Source organism: Photobacterium sp. DA100 (genome assembly GCF_029223585.1).
GTDB lineage: Bacteria > Pseudomonadota > Gammaproteobacteria > Enterobacterales > Vibrionaceae > Photobacterium.
Genome location: NZ_CP119424.1, coordinates 1,881,631 through 1,898,485, shown reverse-complemented (window position 1 = coordinate 1,898,485; position 16,855 = coordinate 1,881,631). Strand labels below are relative to the sequence as shown.

At 44.6% G+C, this 16,855-nt stretch carries 17 protein-coding genes; 7 read left to right on the top strand and 10 right to left on the bottom strand.

From position 1 onward, the window contains the following. Positions 1 to 33: 33 nt before the first annotated feature. The 4 genes from PTW35_RS26205 to PTW35_RS26190 form a co-directional block, all read right to left on the bottom strand. On the bottom strand, positions 34 to 1,305 hold the full coding sequence (locus PTW35_RS26205) for a zinc-binding dehydrogenase (protein ID WP_281028129.1): 1,272 nt from the start codon (positions 1,303 to 1,305) through the stop codon (positions 34 to 36). A gap of 50 nt (positions 1,306 to 1,355) precedes the next feature. Beyond that, entirely contained in the window at positions 1,356 to 2,756 is a 1,401-nt protein-coding gene (locus PTW35_RS26200; RefSeq protein ID WP_281028128.1) for a PTS mannitol transporter subunit IICB, read from the bottom strand. 13 nt (positions 2,757 to 2,769) lie between these two features. Then, a complete protein-coding gene (locus PTW35_RS26195) occupies positions 2,770 to 3,213 on the bottom strand; it encodes a PTS sugar transporter subunit IIA (RefSeq protein WP_281028127.1) in 444 nt (147 codons plus the stop codon). Between the two features lie 498 nt (positions 3,214 to 3,711). Continuing rightward, positions 3,712 to 4,566, bottom strand: coding sequence for a patatin-like phospholipase family protein (locus tag PTW35_RS26190; RefSeq protein ID WP_146149084.1), 855 nt, complete (start codon positions 4,564 to 4,566; stop codon positions 3,712 to 3,714). Between the two features lie 315 nt (positions 4,567 to 4,881). On the opposite strand from PTW35_RS26190, the gene PTW35_RS26185 reads away from it, so the two are divergent. Further along, on the top strand, positions 4,882 to 5,538 hold the full coding sequence (locus PTW35_RS26185; RefSeq protein ID WP_281028126.1) for a LysE family transporter: 657 nt from the start codon (positions 4,882 to 4,884) through the stop codon (positions 5,536 to 5,538). 22 nt (positions 5,539 to 5,560) lie between these two features. Here the strand turns inward: PTW35_RS26185 and PTW35_RS26180 are convergent, their stop codons facing one another. Next, a complete protein-coding gene (locus tag PTW35_RS26180) occupies positions 5,561 to 6,076 on the bottom strand; it encodes a hypothetical protein (protein WP_281028125.1) in 516 nt (171 codons plus the stop codon). Positions 6,077 to 6,686: 610 nt separating this feature from the next. On the opposite strand from PTW35_RS26180, the gene PTW35_RS26175 reads away from it, so the two are divergent. Then, entirely contained in the window at positions 6,687 to 7,337 is a 651-nt protein-coding gene (locus PTW35_RS26175) for a class I SAM-dependent methyltransferase (protein ID WP_281028124.1), read from the top strand. 66 nt (positions 7,338 to 7,403) lie between these two features. Here the strand turns inward: PTW35_RS26175 and PTW35_RS26170 are convergent, their stop codons facing one another. Both PTW35_RS26170 and PTW35_RS26165 read right to left on the bottom strand, forming a co-directional pair. Beyond that, entirely contained in the window at positions 7,404 to 8,039 is a 636-nt protein-coding gene (locus PTW35_RS26170; protein ID WP_281028123.1) for a class I SAM-dependent methyltransferase, read from the bottom strand. Positions 8,040 to 8,135: 96 nt separating this feature from the next. Then, positions 8,136 to 8,579, bottom strand: a complete 444-nt coding sequence (locus PTW35_RS26165; protein WP_281028122.1) for a hypothetical protein — start codon at positions 8,577 to 8,579, stop codon at positions 8,136 to 8,138. 443 nt (positions 8,580 to 9,022) lie between these two features. On the opposite strand from PTW35_RS26165, the gene PTW35_RS26160 reads away from it, so the two are divergent. The 3 genes from PTW35_RS26160 (at position 9,023) to PTW35_RS26150 (ending at position 10,805) form a co-directional block, all read left to right on the top strand. Further along, positions 9,023 to 9,781 (top strand): pentapeptide repeat-containing protein, encoded by a 759-nt coding sequence (locus PTW35_RS26160; protein WP_281028121.1) that lies wholly within the window; start codon positions 9,023 to 9,025, stop codon positions 9,779 to 9,781. 401 nt (positions 9,782 to 10,182) lie between these two features. Then, positions 10,183 to 10,416, top strand: a complete 234-nt coding sequence (locus PTW35_RS26155) for a DUF3653 domain-containing protein (RefSeq protein ID WP_281028120.1) — start codon at positions 10,183 to 10,185, stop codon at positions 10,414 to 10,416. A 119-nt stretch (positions 10,417 to 10,535) separates the two neighbouring features. Next, positions 10,536 to 10,805: a hypothetical protein gene (locus PTW35_RS26150; RefSeq protein WP_281028119.1), complete on the top strand. Its 270-nt coding sequence runs from the start codon at positions 10,536 to 10,538 to the stop codon at positions 10,803 to 10,805. Positions 10,806 to 10,908: 103 nt separating this feature from the next. Here the strand turns inward: PTW35_RS26150 and PTW35_RS26145 are convergent, their stop codons facing one another. Both PTW35_RS26145 and PTW35_RS26140 read right to left on the bottom strand, forming a co-directional pair. Beyond that, positions 10,909 to 12,249, bottom strand: a complete 1,341-nt coding sequence (locus PTW35_RS26145; protein ID WP_281028118.1) for a hypothetical protein — start codon at positions 12,247 to 12,249, stop codon at positions 10,909 to 10,911. A gap of 5 nt (positions 12,250 to 12,254) precedes the next feature. Next, a complete protein-coding gene (locus PTW35_RS26140; RefSeq protein WP_281028117.1) occupies positions 12,255 to 13,322 on the bottom strand; it encodes a hypothetical protein in 1,068 nt (355 codons plus the stop codon). A 495-nt stretch (positions 13,323 to 13,817) separates the two neighbouring features. Here PTW35_RS26140 and PTW35_RS26135 point away from each other — a divergent pair, with 495 nt between their 5' ends. Further along, the gene (locus PTW35_RS26135) at positions 13,818 to 14,576 is read left to right on the top strand and encodes a sulfite exporter TauE/SafE family protein (protein ID WP_281028116.1); all 759 of its coding nucleotides are present in this window, start codon (positions 13,818 to 13,820) and stop codon (positions 14,574 to 14,576) included. 36 nt (positions 14,577 to 14,612) lie between these two features. Here PTW35_RS26135 and PTW35_RS26130 read toward each other — a convergent pair whose 3' ends face one another. Then, positions 14,613 to 15,356, bottom strand: a complete 744-nt coding sequence (locus PTW35_RS26130; protein WP_281028115.1) for an FCD domain-containing protein — start codon at positions 15,354 to 15,356, stop codon at positions 14,613 to 14,615. Positions 15,357 to 15,589: 233 nt separating this feature from the next. Between PTW35_RS26130 and PTW35_RS26125 the strand changes: the two genes are divergently transcribed. Beyond that, positions 15,590 to 16,849 (top strand): allantoate amidohydrolase, encoded by a 1,260-nt coding sequence (locus tag PTW35_RS26125; protein WP_281028114.1) that lies wholly within the window; start codon positions 15,590 to 15,592, stop codon positions 16,847 to 16,849. Positions 16,850 to 16,855 lie beyond the last annotated feature (6 nt).

Below are 16,855 nucleotides of genomic sequence, written 5' to 3'. Positions count from 1 at the left end.
CAGCGCAAAGGCTACCACATAATTTCGTTGTAACTAAACCGCCAAGCTCACGTCATAAAACTCTAGCAACGCTTTTTCTGCATCTACGTTCCACACATAGTTGTTGGCTTTCAAAATAGCGTCTAGTTCAGCGAAGAACGGGTCTTGATCAGCAAGCGACATAAAGTCATCAATAGCGGTTAGCGGAAGATCAATGTGCGGGTAAATAAGCTTTTTGCCGCCCGGGATTTCCAATTGATTTAAAATCGTATGCGGCGCTGCCTGCAATCCACCCACATGGGTGATCATAAACGATGGGTTGATCAAATAATCGGAAGAGAGATCCAGTGACTCGATCATATCGCCTGTAGAGCCGCCCGAGGTGCCCACAATATGGGTTGATTCGTAATGCACGTTGTAGAAGTTGAACGGTACCTTGAAGTTCTTGTCGGTCGGGCCGGCAAAGAAGTTCAGGCAGCCATCGTTGCCCAATAGTTCGTCGGCTTGCTCCAGCACCTGTGCTACCGCCGCATAGACCATGACATCATCGTAGCCCTGGCCATCGTTGAGCGATTTCAGATACTCAACCGGAGAGTCCACTTTCGCGGTATTCACATAGTGCAGCGCAATACCTTTGTCTTGGGCCGTGGTAACCGGGATCAGGCTTTCTGCGCGATCCAGGCGGGCTTGGTCTATGTCGGTCACGACGATGATTTTTGGTTTTACCGGGCCATTGATGGCGTAATCAATGGCCCCGATACCCATCGGGCCGGCACAGGCCAGCAGGGCCAGCGAGCCGCCTTCTTTGATGCCCATTTGGTGTTCGTAAACATACGGCGTGGTGTGGTAGCTGGCGTGGTAAGCGCCGATGATGCAAGACATCGGCTCGGCCAGCGATGCATCGGCAAAGTACTCGCCCTTGTATGGCAGTACACAGCCTAGGTCGATGGCGATTTTTGGTATGATCGAGTAGGTGGCGTTGCCGCCGAATGTCTCGTAGCTGTAACCGGCAGAATAGCCTGATGGTAGGCCCATCGCCGGCTGGAGGACAAAGTAATCACCGGCGGTGAATTTGTCCTTGAGGTTGTCACCCACCTCAATAATTACACCGGCGTATTCGTGGCCGGTCATAACCGGCACGTCTTCGATGTTTTCCGGTACACGTTTGTGCTTGCTACCTAGCAGAGCCGCTTTGTAAGTCGAAAGACAGATGCTGTTCGAGATGTTTTTAACCAGAAGCTCATCGGCTGAAATGGCCGGCAGTTCGAACGTTCTCAGTTGAACATCTTTTTCGCCACAGATGACCGCTGCTGTTGTTTGTACCATGATTTCTCCTAAATAGGGCGGCGAACCGCCCTATAATGCTCAGTTAGGCTTTAAGCTTGTTGTTCGATTGTTACCATCAGCTCGTCAAGAGCAGGGTCGTTAAGGAAGTTTTTGATAGTGATGACCGGTAGCCCTGTCGCGTTAACCGCTCGGTTTTCGAGGCTCTCGTGGGTGACCACAATGTCGGCATCACTTGGGACTTTCTCGATGGCGAAGTTCTTCACTTCAATATCAATCCCCGCCTTGGTCAGCTTGCGCTTGAAGGTTGAGGCACCCATCGCACTGGAGCCCATACCTGCATCACAAGCGAAGGCGACAAACTGGATTGGTTTTGCTGGCGCTTCGGTTGCTGCCGCGGCAGGTTTCACCGCGCCTTCGGCTTTCATGTCTTTCATGTCAGAGACCGACTGTTCGAACTCGTTCTCTTTGTCTTCTGACTTGCTCATCTTCAGAATCGCACTGGCGACAAGGAAGGATACGACTGTTGCTGATACCACACCGGCAATCGTCGCGATGAAGCTGCCTTTCGGTGTCAGTGCCAAGTAAGAGAAGATTGAACCTGGGCTCGGGCCCGCTACCAGACCAGCGTCTAGCAGGTTGAAGGTGGCGATACCGGTTGCTGCACCGGCAATCATTGCCACAATCATGATTGGTTTCATCAGCACGTACGGGAAGTAAAGCTCGTGGATACCGCCGAAGAAGTGGATGATGATGGCACTTGGTGCAGAGCGCTTGCTCAGACCCTGGCCGAATTTTGCGTAAGCCAGCAGCATACCGAGACCCGGACCCGGGTTAGAGGCCACCATGAAGAAGATGGACTTGCCAGTTTCTGCTGCTGCCTGCAGGCCAAGTGGGTAGTAGATCCCTTGGTCGATAGCGTTGTTCAGGAACAGTACCTTGGCAGGTTCGTTGATAATCGCCAGCAGCGGCAGGAAGCCGGTTGCAACCAGCGCCTCGATGCCTGACTTGACGAACAGGTTCGCGGCTGTGACGGCCGGGCCAACAATCTCGTAGGCGAACAGGCACAGGATCATGCCGACGATACCCAGCGAGAAGTTGTTCACCACCATCTCGAAGCCTGATGGAATGCGGTGCTGGATACGCTTATCCATTTGCACCACCACCCAGGCACTCAGTGGGCCCATGATCATCGCGCCGACAAACATTGGGATATCCGCGCCGACGATAACACCCATGGTACCGATAGCACCGGCAACGGCTCCGCGCTTGTCGCCGACAATCTGGCCGCCGGTGTAACCGATCAGCAGTGGCAGTAGGTAAGTGATCATTGGGCCAACTAGCTCACCAAAGGCTTCGTTTGGTACCCAACCGGTAGGGATGAAGAGTGCGGTTATAAAGCCCCAGGCAATAAAGGCCCCGATATTCGGCAATACCATGGCAGTCAAATGACCGCCAAAGGCTTGCACATTAGCTCGCATGTTTGGTTTCACGTTATGTTCCCTCTTAGTATGCTTTTATTATGTCTAGCACTTGTTCTTTGGAAGATGCTTGGGCTAGCTTCTCAATGTTCTCTTCATCCACAAACATCTCGCTCAAGGCTTGAATCACTTCTATGTGGGTATCAGAGTCTTTTGCTGCTAAAGTAATAAGGACATTGGCCGGACCGAGATCAGAGCCAAAATCAACAGGGGACGGGAAGACATGGATACCAAGCCCAGTTTTCAATACCCCTGTTTCAGGTCGTGCGTGAGGCATTGCGAGGCCAGGGCATAATACGTAGTAAGGACCATTCTCTTGTGTCGATTGGATAATGGCATCGGCATACTGATTCGACACGTAGCCACGTTGCTCAAGGTAGTGAGTTGTTTTCCTTACAGCTTCTTGCCATTGGTATGTACCGTCGTTGATGACATCCACTAATTCGTGATCAATTAACTCGTATAGCATGTCTTTAACCCTGTTGTTCGTTGTTGGGGTTATTATCAATACAACCCATTTAAAGAATCAAATGGGCAGAAAATGTGATGGCGATCTAATAAATTTTGGTGTCAAGCGGGTTTTTATTTGTTGGTTCTCAAAATGGGCAGGTAATTAATTTTCATTTTTTATCTGAGTGACAAATCAATAGCTAAAATTAGAGCTTGGTCAAACTGATGGAAATTTAATAAATTTCGCTTAATGTGACTAAGGTTTTATTTTGCTAATTGCATAGCTTAAAAGTTTGAGTTAGATCGGTTTGCGTTTTGGCTGAATTTCACCGTTTTCAACGGATTTCATATCCTGTTTATCTTAGGTTCAGCAAGGAAAATACAGCCTGTAATTGAATTACGGTGCGGGTGAAAGTTATTGAGTTGCAGGCGCTTTTTAGCGGCCTTTATTTATAGGCAGGGCTGTGGGCCATAATATACAATCGGCCCACTATTGAGGGGGTGAATAGAGAGGTTTTTACCGAGTAAAGCTGTCTAATAATGATTTTTTGGATAAAGACTTCTTGAGCTCTGCCAGCCATTCGGCCCCTTCGCCCGAGAAGTAATCCCGTGTGGTTTCGTAGCCCAAGTTATAGAGTGTGGTCAGGCTGCCATTGTTGACGTTGAATGCCCCCCATTTATCAATCCCTTCCGGAGCAAGGTTGATATCGGGTAACTTGATGCTTTTCAGAAGGTGCGCCGAGCTGTAGATTTCAAATACCCGGTCGATGACATCAAAGGCATCGGTAAACTCATGGCTGGCTTTATGCTCCAACGGGCTCAAATACATCCCGAGATGAGCGCGACATAAACCGTGGATCAGATCGGTCGGGTAGTTATTGGTGATACCGCCGTCGGCAAACAGTTTGTCGCCGATTTTTACCGGCGTGAACATGCCAGGATAAGCCGCCGAGGCCAGTAGCGCCTGAATCAGCTCTCCCTCATGGAACACCACTTGTTGCGCGTTATTGAGATCGGTTGCCGCGACATAGAGTGGAATGTCGAGCGCATCGAAGTTATCCCGTTTGATCCAGCCGTGGAAATGGCGGTTGAGCTTTTCGGCGTTGATCAAGCCCAGCTTGTTGAAAGAGAAACTGCTGGCTTTGAACATCTGGCTTTCGATAAAGAATGACAGGATATTCTCCGGGCTATGGCCAGCCGCATACAACGCCCCGACAAGTGCGCCGCCGCTAGCCCCGGAAATCACATCCGGTTTTACGCCTTGCTCGTCGAGGTACTGCAACATACCGATTTGCGCCATGCATTTAGCGCCACCGCCAGAGAGGGTGAGCCCGAATTTATAGGGTTTGGGGTTAAAGAGTGATGCCGGCAAAATCTCTGTCCTGTACTAGCCCGATTGATGAGATTCAATATACCACTAAGTTAACAAGATGGATGCTAAATAGCCGTTACAGAAATTTCTCGATAAGTACTTGGTCAATATCTTGCGGCGACAAGTTGTTCGGTGCCTGTTACAGCAAGCCGTTGTGTTTTTGCATGCTGAGAATCGAGGGGGGAAATTTGGCAGTCGTCATGATGGCTTATGACCGAGATACTGCTTTGTAGATCAATATCTTGTCTTTGTGAAAATTCCATGGATACTGACAGAATATTCGGCGGTTGCCTTACTTGATAGGGATGGTTGGTAATGGAAGTGTTATTGGTGCTTGCTCATGTGGCATTGATTTGGATACTCGCTGTGGCGACGCCAGGAGCCAATGTACTCCTAACGATTAATACCGCACTGCAATACAACCGCACTCTCGCCATGTTCTCTGCCTTTGGGGTCAGTACCGCTATATTGCTGTGGGCGTTTTTAGGTGGCTCTGGACTGGTTATCTTGCTGACGACGTTTCCTCAGCTGTTTAGCGTGATGAAAGTGGTGGGCGGTAGCTACTTATTGTATCTGGGGCTTCGCCAGATTTACCAAACCCGCAAAACAAAAAGGCTTGGCCAGTTACCTCGAGGCCAACAGATTATATCGCCATCGAACAAAAAGGTTTTTATCACGGCGTTTATCACCAGCATCCTCAATCCGAAAACCGGCTTTTTCGTGGTCAGTTTATTCAGTGTGGCTATGCCACAGAGCATGCCTGGCAGTGTGTCCGGAGCAATGACAACGACGATGATCTTAGCCATCATGCTCACCATGTCTTCAATCACCCTGTGTTGGCACTCACTGCTCGCGACGGCCTTCTCACATCAATCTGCGAAAAGTGTCTATGCCCGTATTTCGGGTGTGATGGATTATATAACCGGTGGGTTGTTTACCATTTTCGGTATCAAAGTCATGGCCTCATCGTGAGGCTTTAAGCACTTCACCGCGATTAAGCAATTCGCCTCAGTTTGCTCTTGGCCTTGTCGAACAAAAAAGGGATAAGGAAAATCGCCAGACAGGCCAGCCATGGCCGCATATCGTCTTTGATGTAAAGCGCATACCCTCCTGCCGCCAGCAGGTATATAAAGGGAATGGTTTTGCTATGGGCTCTGAGCAGCCTCAAGGCCAGAAAATACCCCGCCACCGCATTCAAACCTAGCCACAGTAATGATTCCGTTGCCCCAATCGATGCCTTGAACGGCGCAGGCAGGTAGATTTGCGAAAACCCGCCCATTGGTGACAGGGCATCCGCCGCCAAGTGGATGCTGATCCCCGCACTCAGCCCGGCGGCAATCGGTTTGGCATACTTTGAGCGCAGCAATACCAGCACCAACACTGGCAACAGTGGGCTATGGGTGATCATAGAGCGGTGATGCAGCAGGGACATCAGTTGCTTGTCCATATCAGGCCAGAACAGGCCCAAGTACAGAAACAGTGCAAAAATCACCAAATGTAAGTGCTTCATTAAACGTCCCTTTCAAAAAGGAAATCATAACCTAGCAAGGCGGGAGGGGGTAGAGGAGGAAACCTGCCTGTACCGGGCGCGAAAGCTGCAGTCATCACCACAACGAGGCGGACAAGGCGGCTCTCCTAGACAGTGAAGGTAAAAGCATTCCCTGTGGCTATTGTTTGCTGTTGTAATATTTGGGAGCGAAATCACTGAAAAATAGCATCTATGCATTTAGTTTGTTATGGTTACGCTTTGTAGGCATAGAATGATAGGAGGATTTTTATGCATACTAACTGTCCAAGCTGCTCTCAATATGTATTCTTGAACCAGATACACAGAACCTGGCTAGAGAAGATAACGCATCGGCATGCGTTCAAGTACCTGTGCCCAAACTGCTCTGCGATCTTGTTTTCCCATTGCCACAAACATCAAATGTGGGTCGCCAAAAAAGGTAGCTGCGAGCATGACGTAACGTAATCTTGGCTTGGTAGCCAGCGGCTTCGCTTGAGTGTGTTCGGTATAATTTGCGTGGTTTAATTTTCTACCTTTTTAACTGGTATGTTTTGCTGTGACAGCAGTTTGCTATATTTTGCATATTCGTTTGATTCAAAGTATTGATAAATAGATGAATAAAGATGTTGTCGCAGGCCAAGCCGTCTACTCGAAGAAAGTCCTCTCAATTTATGATCTATGGGTATTAGGTTTTTCCAATCACTACCTATGGAAATGCCCGACACGTCTAATCAGCAAGCAGTTTGCCGATTTAGTTACAGCTAACCACCTTGATGTCGGGGTGGGGACGGGGTATTACCTCAAGCAAAACTTGCCGGCCGGGGGCCAACGAATCGCTTTGGTAGACCTTAATGAAAACAGCTTGGAGTCAACGGCCAAAGCTATCGAGCATCTAAAGCCGGAGATCTACTGCCGCAATGTGCTCGAGCCGTTTGGACTGGGTTGCGAGGCGTTCGATTCGGTAAGCATTAACTACCTGCTGCACTGCCTGCCGGGAAGCATGTCTGAAAAAAGCATCGTGTTCTCGCACATTAGAGAGGTGATGAGCTCCGGAGGCGTGGTGTTTGGCAGTACGATTCTGGGCCAGGGGACGGAGAAAAATGCCTTCGCCCAGAAACTGATGTCGCTCTACAACAAGAAAGGCATTTTCTGTAATGATCACGACGAACTCGGCGCTTTAGAAGAGGCCCTGCATCAGTACTTTTCGAATGTGAAGGTGGAAGTGATTGGCTGTGTCGCCCTGTTCTCGGCAACCAAAGCATAACCAACACCTTGGAATGATTTGATAGTAGATAAACAGCCCTCTGGACTAAAGAGGGCCTTAATGGCCTCATTGTGCCGTTGTTTGCTTTGACTTCTTCACGACGAACAGAAACAGTGGATACGATATTTCAACACCCTCGAAGTTTTCCTGCCAAATTTCATAATACTGCTCTATATGCTGAACGATAAAACCTGCGTTCTCCGCAATAGCTGATAACGCTGAAACATTAAAGCCATTGTGGCCATCAAAGCTCGGGTTATGCTTATGAAACGAACCATCCTCTTCGTATAAATCGGCAATGATCAACATGCCATTATCTTCAAGCGCACCATAAGCGTCAGTAAAGAATTCATTTACATCAGGGATGTGATGAAGTGTCATCAATGTCGCTATCGCTGAATGTTTTGATGTTAATTCAGACAGCCTGTCAATTTGATGGGTTTCAATGTTATTGATATTCGCTGCAGCTATTTTGGCTTGAGCAACTTGAAGCATTTTCTCCGATGCATCGGCGAGGTGAACATGAGAAAACGTATCCTTGAGCTGAAAGCCCAATAAACCCGTGCCACTGCCAAAATCAACAATGCTATGTTTTGATTCAAAATGAATCTCTTTGATTTTTGCTGCTGTTATTTCAGCGCGCTCGACCTTAGCAGGGCATGTATCCCAATCGCTAGCCACGTTATCAAAGTACTGACTCAAATCCCTTTCCTTGTATTGATAGGCTGATAAAAATACATAATACCTTGTTATTTATCAGCTTTCCGTGATTGATGCCCGTACTGCAAAACCACCAACTCAGCGTGTTGTCCTGAAACCATCGCTCCAAACCAGCGCCCGATAACAGGGGCCAATGTCATCGCTGCATTCAGAAGAATGAACCGCAAGTAAGAGGACTGATTGCCCATCAAAATCGACAATTTTCCATTTATTGGCAAGAAATTCGTATGATTTTCCATCAACAACGACCCATAGGAATGTGCCACCAGAGCCACCCCACATGGAAGCCGAGGTTGAGCAGGAGAACTGCGCCGCGTCCACGATTTCCTCTGGTTGGCCATCACCGGTAAAGTCATGCAATGAAATGGCCTGCTCAGTCGCGTGGAATTCGCCATTCTCAAAACGAGCGCATTCTTCCTTAGCATCTTGAACAACCGCGCTCGCATCTTCGGGCTGATCTGCGCCATAAGCAAATCGGGACAAACAAAGAGATATCAGGATGACAGATAGAAGGGTCTTCATTAAAACTTTCCTATTTTCAGTACACAGCACATTAAATGTAGCAATGAAGAAGGAAAAAGCCGCTTATCAGATAAAGAGATCTTGCCGCGATTAATGACGACTGGAGAGGGTGGCAATGTTGCATGCACGTTAGCGGGGTAAAGCCCTCTAGGAGAGGGCTTTAAACGGCTTTAACTTTCAGGCTCAATATAAACAGCTGTTCCACTTACTGTTTGTGCAGTGACAGGGATCAGATACTGATAATCCGTTCCTTGCCCACCTAACATCATCGCGGGTGAACTTTAACGACAATAATAGATGAATCAGATCTACAGCCGAATAAAAACATATATATCACACCCTTGTCACATAAAAGCTAAAAATAATTAGCACGTTAAGATGTAAGGTTTAAACTTACAGTATTTTAGGGGAGGTAAAAATTTATCTAATATGGGAGTAACGATATGGACATTAGAAAAGTTCGACAGTTATTGTGGGACTTTAGTGGATGTAGGTATATTTGGAATAAGGTCAGGCCAGAAAAGAATACAGGTCAACCTGAGCCATCCTCTATAGTATTCTGGATATTCTCGATATATATTGCTTTGTTCTCATTAACATCAGCTGTATATGAAGTTAATAAAGGATCATATGATGCGAAAGTTTCACAAGTTTATACTCTGCTACAAATGGATGATTTGAAACAACTAGGAAAGAACAAAATCACTGCCTTGCAAGGCTCACATATTTTAGTTAAACCAGACTTTTATAACCCTATCGCTAACATTAAATCACTGTTAAGGGTTACAGAATTAAATGTCGAATCAGAAATAGAATTAAAGAACTTACTGAAACACTACCGGAGCGAGTTAGATAATTCTTATTTATATAAAGGTAACTTTTCTGGAATATCAGACCTTTCAAATGCAAACTTTCAAAATTCAAATTTATTTAATGCCAACTTTTCAGGTAGCAACTTAATCGGTGCTAATTTTTCTGATGCCGATTTACAAGGAGCTAATTTTACAGGTGCAGATTTATCATTTGCTGTATTTTGTCGTACAGATCTAAGAACTGCAGATTTATCTGAAGCAATAGGCTTAGATTCGGAAAGCTTATCCTGTGCTTATTCTTTATATGAAGCAAAACTTCCAAGCGATATAGAAGACGAAATTAGGAAAAATGGAAGATTAGGCTTACTATCTGCGATTAAGGTCAATTGATAAGATTGATATTTTAGTTTTATCTCATTAAGAGTCGTTTGAGCAATTTTCAATAACGCTCATTCGGCTGCTTTTTTTCCATATTTTCATAACTATAACTGAGTGAAGAAAAGGCTTTATTAGTACGCTTTATGGGTGCGTTATGTTAAATGTAGAAAGTATCATTCTTGTTAATTAACTCGAAACATCAATATCTTAGAGAATTTATTATTCTATCAGTTGCGTAACAATGGATTGAATAAATAAGCGCTATGGCTAGTAAGTTGACTGAAAACTACATTTTTCGAAAATTTGTCTGTGGACTGAGTAAAAAAAGGGTAGCTGAACTATGTTTCAAATCTGTGAGAACTGTCACACGGTGGGACTCTGGTCAGAAGATACCACCGGAGTGTAGAAGGCTAATGAAGCTCTATTCATGTAGAGATCTTGCAGCGATTAATGACAATTGGAGAGGATGGCAAATCAAACAAGGGGAGCTGGTAACGCCGAACGGATGGACTTTAACCCCAGACAGGATTGTTACAGGTAATGCGCTTTTACAAATCAGTGCCGACAGTGATAGGGAGTTAAAAGCGGCAATTATACGAACAGCAAGGCTATTACATCAATTGCCACAGTCTTATAAATCAAAATGACGCTTAAGTAATCTAGTCATTTTCGAATAATTCTAAAAATCAAAAACGTGATCTTACTTGTATATTTTTTTATTACATAACAGTATGTTACTAGCGTTATTTACAAAAAGGAAATGTGTATGTCTGTCTTGTTAGTTACATATGATTTGAATTCACCAGGTCAGAACCATTCAAAGCTACTGTCTGCTATAAAAGAATACCCTTGGGCTATGTTATCTGAGTCAAGTTATGCAATAAAAACAGTAGATAGCCCAACAACAATCTACAACATTCTTAAAAGCCACATTGATAAAAATGACAGTCTATACGTAATTACTATGAAAAAGCCTTATTGTGGCTATGGCCATACTGATGTCAACAACTGGCTAGAGGAAAACTTACCATACTAAAAATATTAATGTTGAGAGTGGGTAGGCAAACATACTGTACTTACCCACTTAAACTTTCACCCCGTATTACTAGACGGGGTAGTTAGGCACAGAACCTGAACGATTATTTAAGGCTGTATAAATATACTACTGTTGAAAACATTGCAAAAAGAATAACTTGATAAACATACAAGTACTTTCTAGATCTGGAGTTTGCGACTACTTGATTTAAAGAATCAGAGTTAAACATATCATCTAGTTCCTTTTCAGAAAAAATTGACTCATACCTTTTTTTAAACTCGTCTCTTTGTGATAGATGAAAATTAATGTTTTTTTCAATATCTAACTGATTGAAGACAATAAAAATCATAGAGGAAATAATAAAAATTAGAGACAAAGCTGTCACATCAACATTAAACATGTTATTTATTTTACCTTTATCTATACCAGTAAAGACAAACGTTGTGAAAAAATATGAAATCAACACGAAAAAAACATTTTTAGATGAGGATAATTTCTGATTTATCATATCGTTCATTTTTACAGAAAGCTCGAAAATGAAATCCAAAACTCCATTTCTAGCTTCAAGATAATTTTCGAAATTATTCTTGTATAAAATCTTCAAATTTGAAGATAATGTTCCAATTAAGCGTTCATTAAAAGCATAAAAAATATTCGATTGCAAGGAAATAACACTATTAAATACTGATTTCCTAGTTATGTATCTATCATCACTAAATATCCATAAGAAAACGTGATATACACTAGAGGTAAAGCTATCTTGTATTTCTATATCATCAATAGATATCTCTCTGTCAGAATCAAAAATAAAGAGATTCTTTTGAAAATCAAAATCATTACTTATTAAAGAAAGGCACATAATGACTAATAATTTTTTAAGATAGTGATTAAACTCACAGCCAGTAGTTATATTATCCAAAATATATGATACATAAAGAGGGGAAAGCTTTGAGCTGTAAATCTTTAAATAAATATCATTGATTTCTGAAAATAAGCTTTCCTTATAGTACAAGGACTGTTGAAATGCGCCTATATGAAAGTAATTATTATCTACATTAATAGATTGATAGTTATCAAATAACTTATCATTAATTAGCTTTATTTGATCTTCTATAGAAAATCGATTGAGGAAAGAAACAAATACACTAGAATTAAAAATATATAATGTTTTTGAGCAATCTTTCTCATGTGATATTTTAACTATGGCTAAGTCGTCACTGTTTATATCACCAATACTATCGATTGAATCTAGCAATTGTGAGATATCAATTCCATTGTATTCAATATCATCATTAAGCGTAAATGTGATCTGAGCATTAAACCCCTTACTAATGATAGATGCAAAGAAACTTTTAGCGCTATTGAGTTGCTCATTTCTCAAAGCATCATCAGAGTTTAATTGAATCTCTAGAGAGTAAAAATCAAAATCTTCACTTACACACATGCTAGTTACTCACCAGTTGGATACTCACGAACTTCATCTAAGCCAGTGTTTGTCTTAATTATTATATAGTTCTCACCATCTATAACTTTTCTGAAAATTCGATCGTTAAAACCTTTATTAGTACTAATAATAATGCCGCCATCAGCTTTTATTGTTTGTTTAAACTTATCTTTAATTTCTTTATCATCTATAACAAAACTGCCATCAAATTTACCATCAACCACAAGTGATTGTATTTTTGATTTGATTTCCTCAAGATCAACCTTATCCGATACAGGCTTATATTCTCCAATTAAAGAATCTAAGAGATCAGAAGTAGTGAAGTTAGAGTTGGTTGAAAAATAGCTAATCAAATTATTCTTCAGCTGCTGATAGTCTACTTTTGACGTGCGAGATAGGCCTACAAATGTTCTTGAAATTTCTCTAAAAGCAGTTTTAGTGTTAAGTAAATCATCTTTTAATGGTTTTGTTTCTAAAAATAGATCATACCAAAAGTGTGAAATAGACTTATTTGAATCCAAAAGATAAACATTGTCAGACATGCTATTGTTTTCGATATTGATAACACATGATTTCAATATTCCATTCTTTTCAGGAAGTCCTAATTTTTTTGTATATGTATCTCGTTCTAGAAACGACTCAAAATCAAGTTTAGATATTATTAAACAATCTCGGTTATTTGATTGAAAATGGCATATAACCATTGTCCCTTTTTTTAAACCAGTATGTAATTGTTTTACTTTCTTTGTGGTAGCTTTCTCTGCTGATAGTAACTTATTAGCTAGTTCTGTACTTATAGTTTCATCACTTTGTGTGTGTGTTGAAGCCATAAAACTATTCAATAAATTTTTAGTCTTAGAACCACTGTTGAAGTGAAATGTCTTCGAATTAGTACTATTAATAGTTTCTTGGGATATATGAATTAAGAATTGATTAAGACCACCGAGGCCTTCTACTTTATCTTGAACTCTAACTACTTTATCACTTGCTACGTCTATATCATAAACGTATATCTTCTTTATCGGTGATTCAATAGTATCTGTAGCTACCAAAGCAGCATTATTGTAATTCATTATTCAATCCTATATTAATATTTCCATTGAAGATCATTTTGAAAACACAAAAAATATAATTAGAAGATACTTCATGTGATGAACTAGTGAATTTATAACATTCATAACGTACTACAAATGTTTTCATTCTATTTTGTTCATTTTGATATTTTTCGTAGTAATGCCCCATGTCTCTCCAACCACAATCAAGTGCAGATCATGGATGTTATGTTAAACGCCTGACTTAGCTCACATTTCTTACCAACTCAGTCACATAACCCATTAAAGCCCACATTTTTGCACATGGATGCCTGTAAAACTATGCTTGAGTGACTTGAAAGTTAGTTACTTATCAAGAAGGCGATTTAGGTCAAATAAAGTGGCCTCTTGGTAGCGCCTTCTTTGGGTATGGACCTTGTGTTTTAGTGTTTTTGCGTTTTGTGATGGCCCGGTTGTCTTTTGCATCAGGCAACGCCGTAAAATGATCCCTATATTCCCAGGAGCGATGTAGAGCAGATGGATCTGGTGTACGAATGGTTTAAACCCGCCGCATTAACCGACCTGCAATTTACTATCTTGGTCTCGCTGAGCTTTGTCACATCGGCGGTCACGGCTTTGATGGGGGCGGGTGGGGGCGCGCTCTTGATAGCGGTGATGGCTAGCTTTATGCCTGCGGCGGCCATTATTCCGGTTCATGCGGTGGTGCAGCTTGGCAGCAATGGCGGCCGACTGCTGCTGATGCGAAAGGATGTCGATCGCTATCTGGTGTGGTGGTTTGTTGTTGGCACTGTGATAGGGGCGGTGATCGGCGGCAATATCGCGGTGTCGCTAGAGCCTGCCTATCTCCAGCTTATATTGGGTGGTTTTATCTTGCTTAGCTGCTGGGTGCCGATCACCGCCGCGCTCAAGGGCAAGAAAAGTCTGACGGTACTGGGAGCGCTGACGTCTTTTCTGACCATGTTTGTCGGGGCGACGGGGCCGTTCGTGATTGCCTCCATGCGCCACATTATTGCCGACAAGCAGAAACTGGTTGGCACCATGGCCGCCCTGATGTCGGCCCAGCATTTGATCAAGGCTGTGGTTTTCGGCGGGCTAGGCTTTGCCTTTGCTGATTGGGCCGGTGTTATTGTGCTGATGATCTTTACCGGCTTTTTCGGCACCATGACCGGCCAGGCCCTGCTTCAGCGGGTGTCCAACGAGAAGTTCCAGCTGGCTCTTCGGATCATGCTGACCTTTTTGGCGCTGCGGCTGATTGGCTCAGCGTTGGGGTTCTGAGTTCGGCGCGTGCTCGCCGAGAAGCAGGACGTCCGGTTATTCCTGCAAAAATTGCTTGGCTACTTCGACTTCTTGCACTTTCATCAGTTCGTGGGCAGTTTGCATATGCTGCGACATTACCTGCTTGGCCTGCTCGGCATCGCCGTTACGCAGCGCGGCAACAAGCTGTTTCTGGCTCTGCACCCCGGTTAACCACAACTGGTGGTTTTCTGGGGCGTAGAGTTTCTTGTAGATGGTGAGATCGGTCAGCATCTGGGCGGTGAAACGGACGATGAATTTCAGCAGCTCATTGTTTGAGTAACTGGCCAGCAGGCTGTGGAACTCAATCGAAGCGATATGGTGCGCCTGCTCTTGGTAGATATCGGCGGGTGGGGTGGCGTATTTCTCGATTTGCGCTTCAAGACGTTGTAGCTGCTGTTCCGACAGCTTTCCTGCCAGCGAGGCGGCAACATCTGGCTCCAGCGATTGGCGGATCTGGTAAATGTCGGAAATGGAAATATCTTTGAAGAACAGGTAATTGCTCAGCAAAGATTGCGCTTTGCTCTCGCCCATTTCGGCAACGAATGCGCCCCCTTTCGGCCCGGTCTTGGTGGCCAGGATCCCCTGCGCTTCGAGAATTCGCATGCTTTCACGGACGGTACTTTTCGAGGCATCGAAAAGCTCCATGATCTGCTGCTCATTGGGAAGGCGGTCGCCAGGCGCTAAGCTTTGTTCGACAATCCATGCCTTGATTGACTCAGCAAGTTGTTGAGTGCGTCTACCTTTCGTGCTGCCTGCCACAATTACCTCGAAGTGCTGTGTGTTTATTTAATCGACTTGCTGTTAGCGGTTGATTCTTACCAATAATTTTTCTCTTGTCATCATTTTTTCTTATCGTTTTGCCAATCAAAAAGTATGCCTATAGTGGATTATTTTCGGACAAATATAACAATTTATCATGATAAATAGCTTTATTTTGATATTTATCATGATAAATTAGCTGCAAGTTTGATTGAAAAAAGAACGATTTTGACATGACGGGACTAAAGGAGTCTGCCAGCCTGACTTGGGAATGGTTGGAAGAAATAGCACGTTGTTCGCAAACTGCCGATCCGGATCGTGAGGGGGTTACCCGATTGTGTGCCTCTGACGAGCACCGTCAGGCGAACGATAAACTGCGCCAATGGATGCTGGCTGCCGGCATGCAAGTACGAATGGACAACGCGGCGAACCTGATTGGCCGCTATCCGAGCGCTGCGCCGGATGCCAAGACGCTGATTTTTGGCTCGCACCAGGACACGGTGCCCAACGGCGGCAAATACGACGGCATCCTCGGTGTTATCGCCCCTCTGGCTCTGGTTCATTACTTCAACCAGAACCAAATAGCTTTTCCCTACCATATCGATGTCATCGCGTTCAGCGATGAAGAGGGCACCCGCTTCCAGTCGACCTTGCTGGGGTCGAAGGCGATTTCCGGTACATTCGAACCGGCGATGCTCGATGCCGCGGATGCGCAGGGTACGACCATGCGCCAGGCCCTGGAGCAATTTGGCTGCCGCCCCGAGCTGATCAGCCATGATGCCTACCAGCCAGAAGAGGTATTGGGTTTTGTCGAGTTGCATATCGAGCAGGGCCCACAGCTGGAACAAGCCGATTTACCCGTTGGCGTAGTGAGTGCCATCACCGGCATCGAACGCCATACCCTGAGTATCAAGGGCAAGGCGGGTCATGCCGGCACGGTGCCGATGAACATGCGCCAGGACGCCCTGGTGGGGGCGGCACAGGTCATCCATTATTTCGATCAGCTCTGCAAAGGGCAGGACGACTTGGTCGGCGTGGTCGGCAAGATTGAGAACTTCCCCAACGGGGTCAATGTGATCCCGCAGCAGACGGATATCACCATCGAGCTGCGCTCACCCAATGATGCCTCACGGTTGGCTGCCCGCAGCACGCTGCTGGCAAAGATTGCCCAGATCATGGCCGACTATGATCTGGGCTACGAGCACCAGCTGATTTACCAGCAGGCGGCGGTGACCTGCTCGGAGAGTTTGTCATCGATGCTGGCACAGGCCACGTCAGCGGCAGGCATTGAGCCCATGCAGCTATTCAGTGGTGCCGGGCACGACGGCCTGGCGGTGACTCACCTGACGGATATTGCCATGCTGTTCATGCGCTGTAAGAATGGCGTGAGCCATCATCCGGATGAGGCCATTACTCAGGTTGATCTGCTGTCAGCGCTCGATGTGCTTCAGCAATTTTGTCTATTGCTCAAAGGCGATAGCACCCGTAGCTAGGAACGG

Excerpts from the sequence above, each read along its gene's own strand:
- PTW35_RS26205 (WP_281028129.1), bottom strand. The coding sequence starts at position 1,305 with ATGGTACAAACAACAGCAGCGGTCATCTGTGGCGAAAAAGATGTTCAA.
- PTW35_RS26195 (WP_281028127.1), bottom strand. The coding sequence starts at position 3,213 with ATGCTATACGAGTTAATTGATCACGAATTAGTGGATGTCATCAACGAC.
- PTW35_RS26185 (WP_281028126.1), top strand. The coding sequence starts at position 4,882 with ATGGAAGTGTTATTGGTGCTTGCTCATGTGGCATTGATTTGGATACTC.
- PTW35_RS26180 (WP_281028125.1), bottom strand. The coding sequence starts at position 6,076 with ATGAAGCACTTACATTTGGTGATTTTTGCACTGTTTCTGTACTTGGGC.
- PTW35_RS26175 (WP_281028124.1), top strand. The coding sequence starts at position 6,687 with ATGAATAAAGATGTTGTCGCAGGCCAAGCCGTCTACTCGAAGAAAGTC.
- PTW35_RS26165 (WP_281028122.1), bottom strand. The coding sequence starts at position 8,579 with ATGAAGACCCTTCTATCTGTCATCCTGATATCTCTTTGTTTGTCCCGA.
- PTW35_RS26160 (WP_281028121.1), top strand. The coding sequence starts at position 9,023 with ATGGACATTAGAAAAGTTCGACAGTTATTGTGGGACTTTAGTGGATGT.
- PTW35_RS26155 (WP_281028120.1), top strand. The coding sequence starts at position 10,183 with ATGAAGCTCTATTCATGTAGAGATCTTGCAGCGATTAATGACAATTGG.
- PTW35_RS26150 (WP_281028119.1), top strand. The coding sequence starts at position 10,536 with ATGTCTGTCTTGTTAGTTACATATGATTTGAATTCACCAGGTCAGAAC.
- PTW35_RS26145 (WP_281028118.1), bottom strand. The coding sequence starts at position 12,249 with ATGTGTGTAAGTGAAGATTTTGATTTTTACTCTCTAGAGATTCAATTA.
- PTW35_RS26140 (WP_281028117.1), bottom strand. The coding sequence starts at position 13,322 with ATGAATTACAATAATGCTGCTTTGGTAGCTACAGATACTATTGAATCA.
- PTW35_RS26135 (WP_281028116.1), top strand. The coding sequence starts at position 13,818 with ATGGATCTGGTGTACGAATGGTTTAAACCCGCCGCATTAACCGACCTG.
- PTW35_RS26125 (WP_281028114.1), top strand. The coding sequence starts at position 15,590 with ATGACGGGACTAAAGGAGTCTGCCAGCCTGACTTGGGAATGGTTGGAA.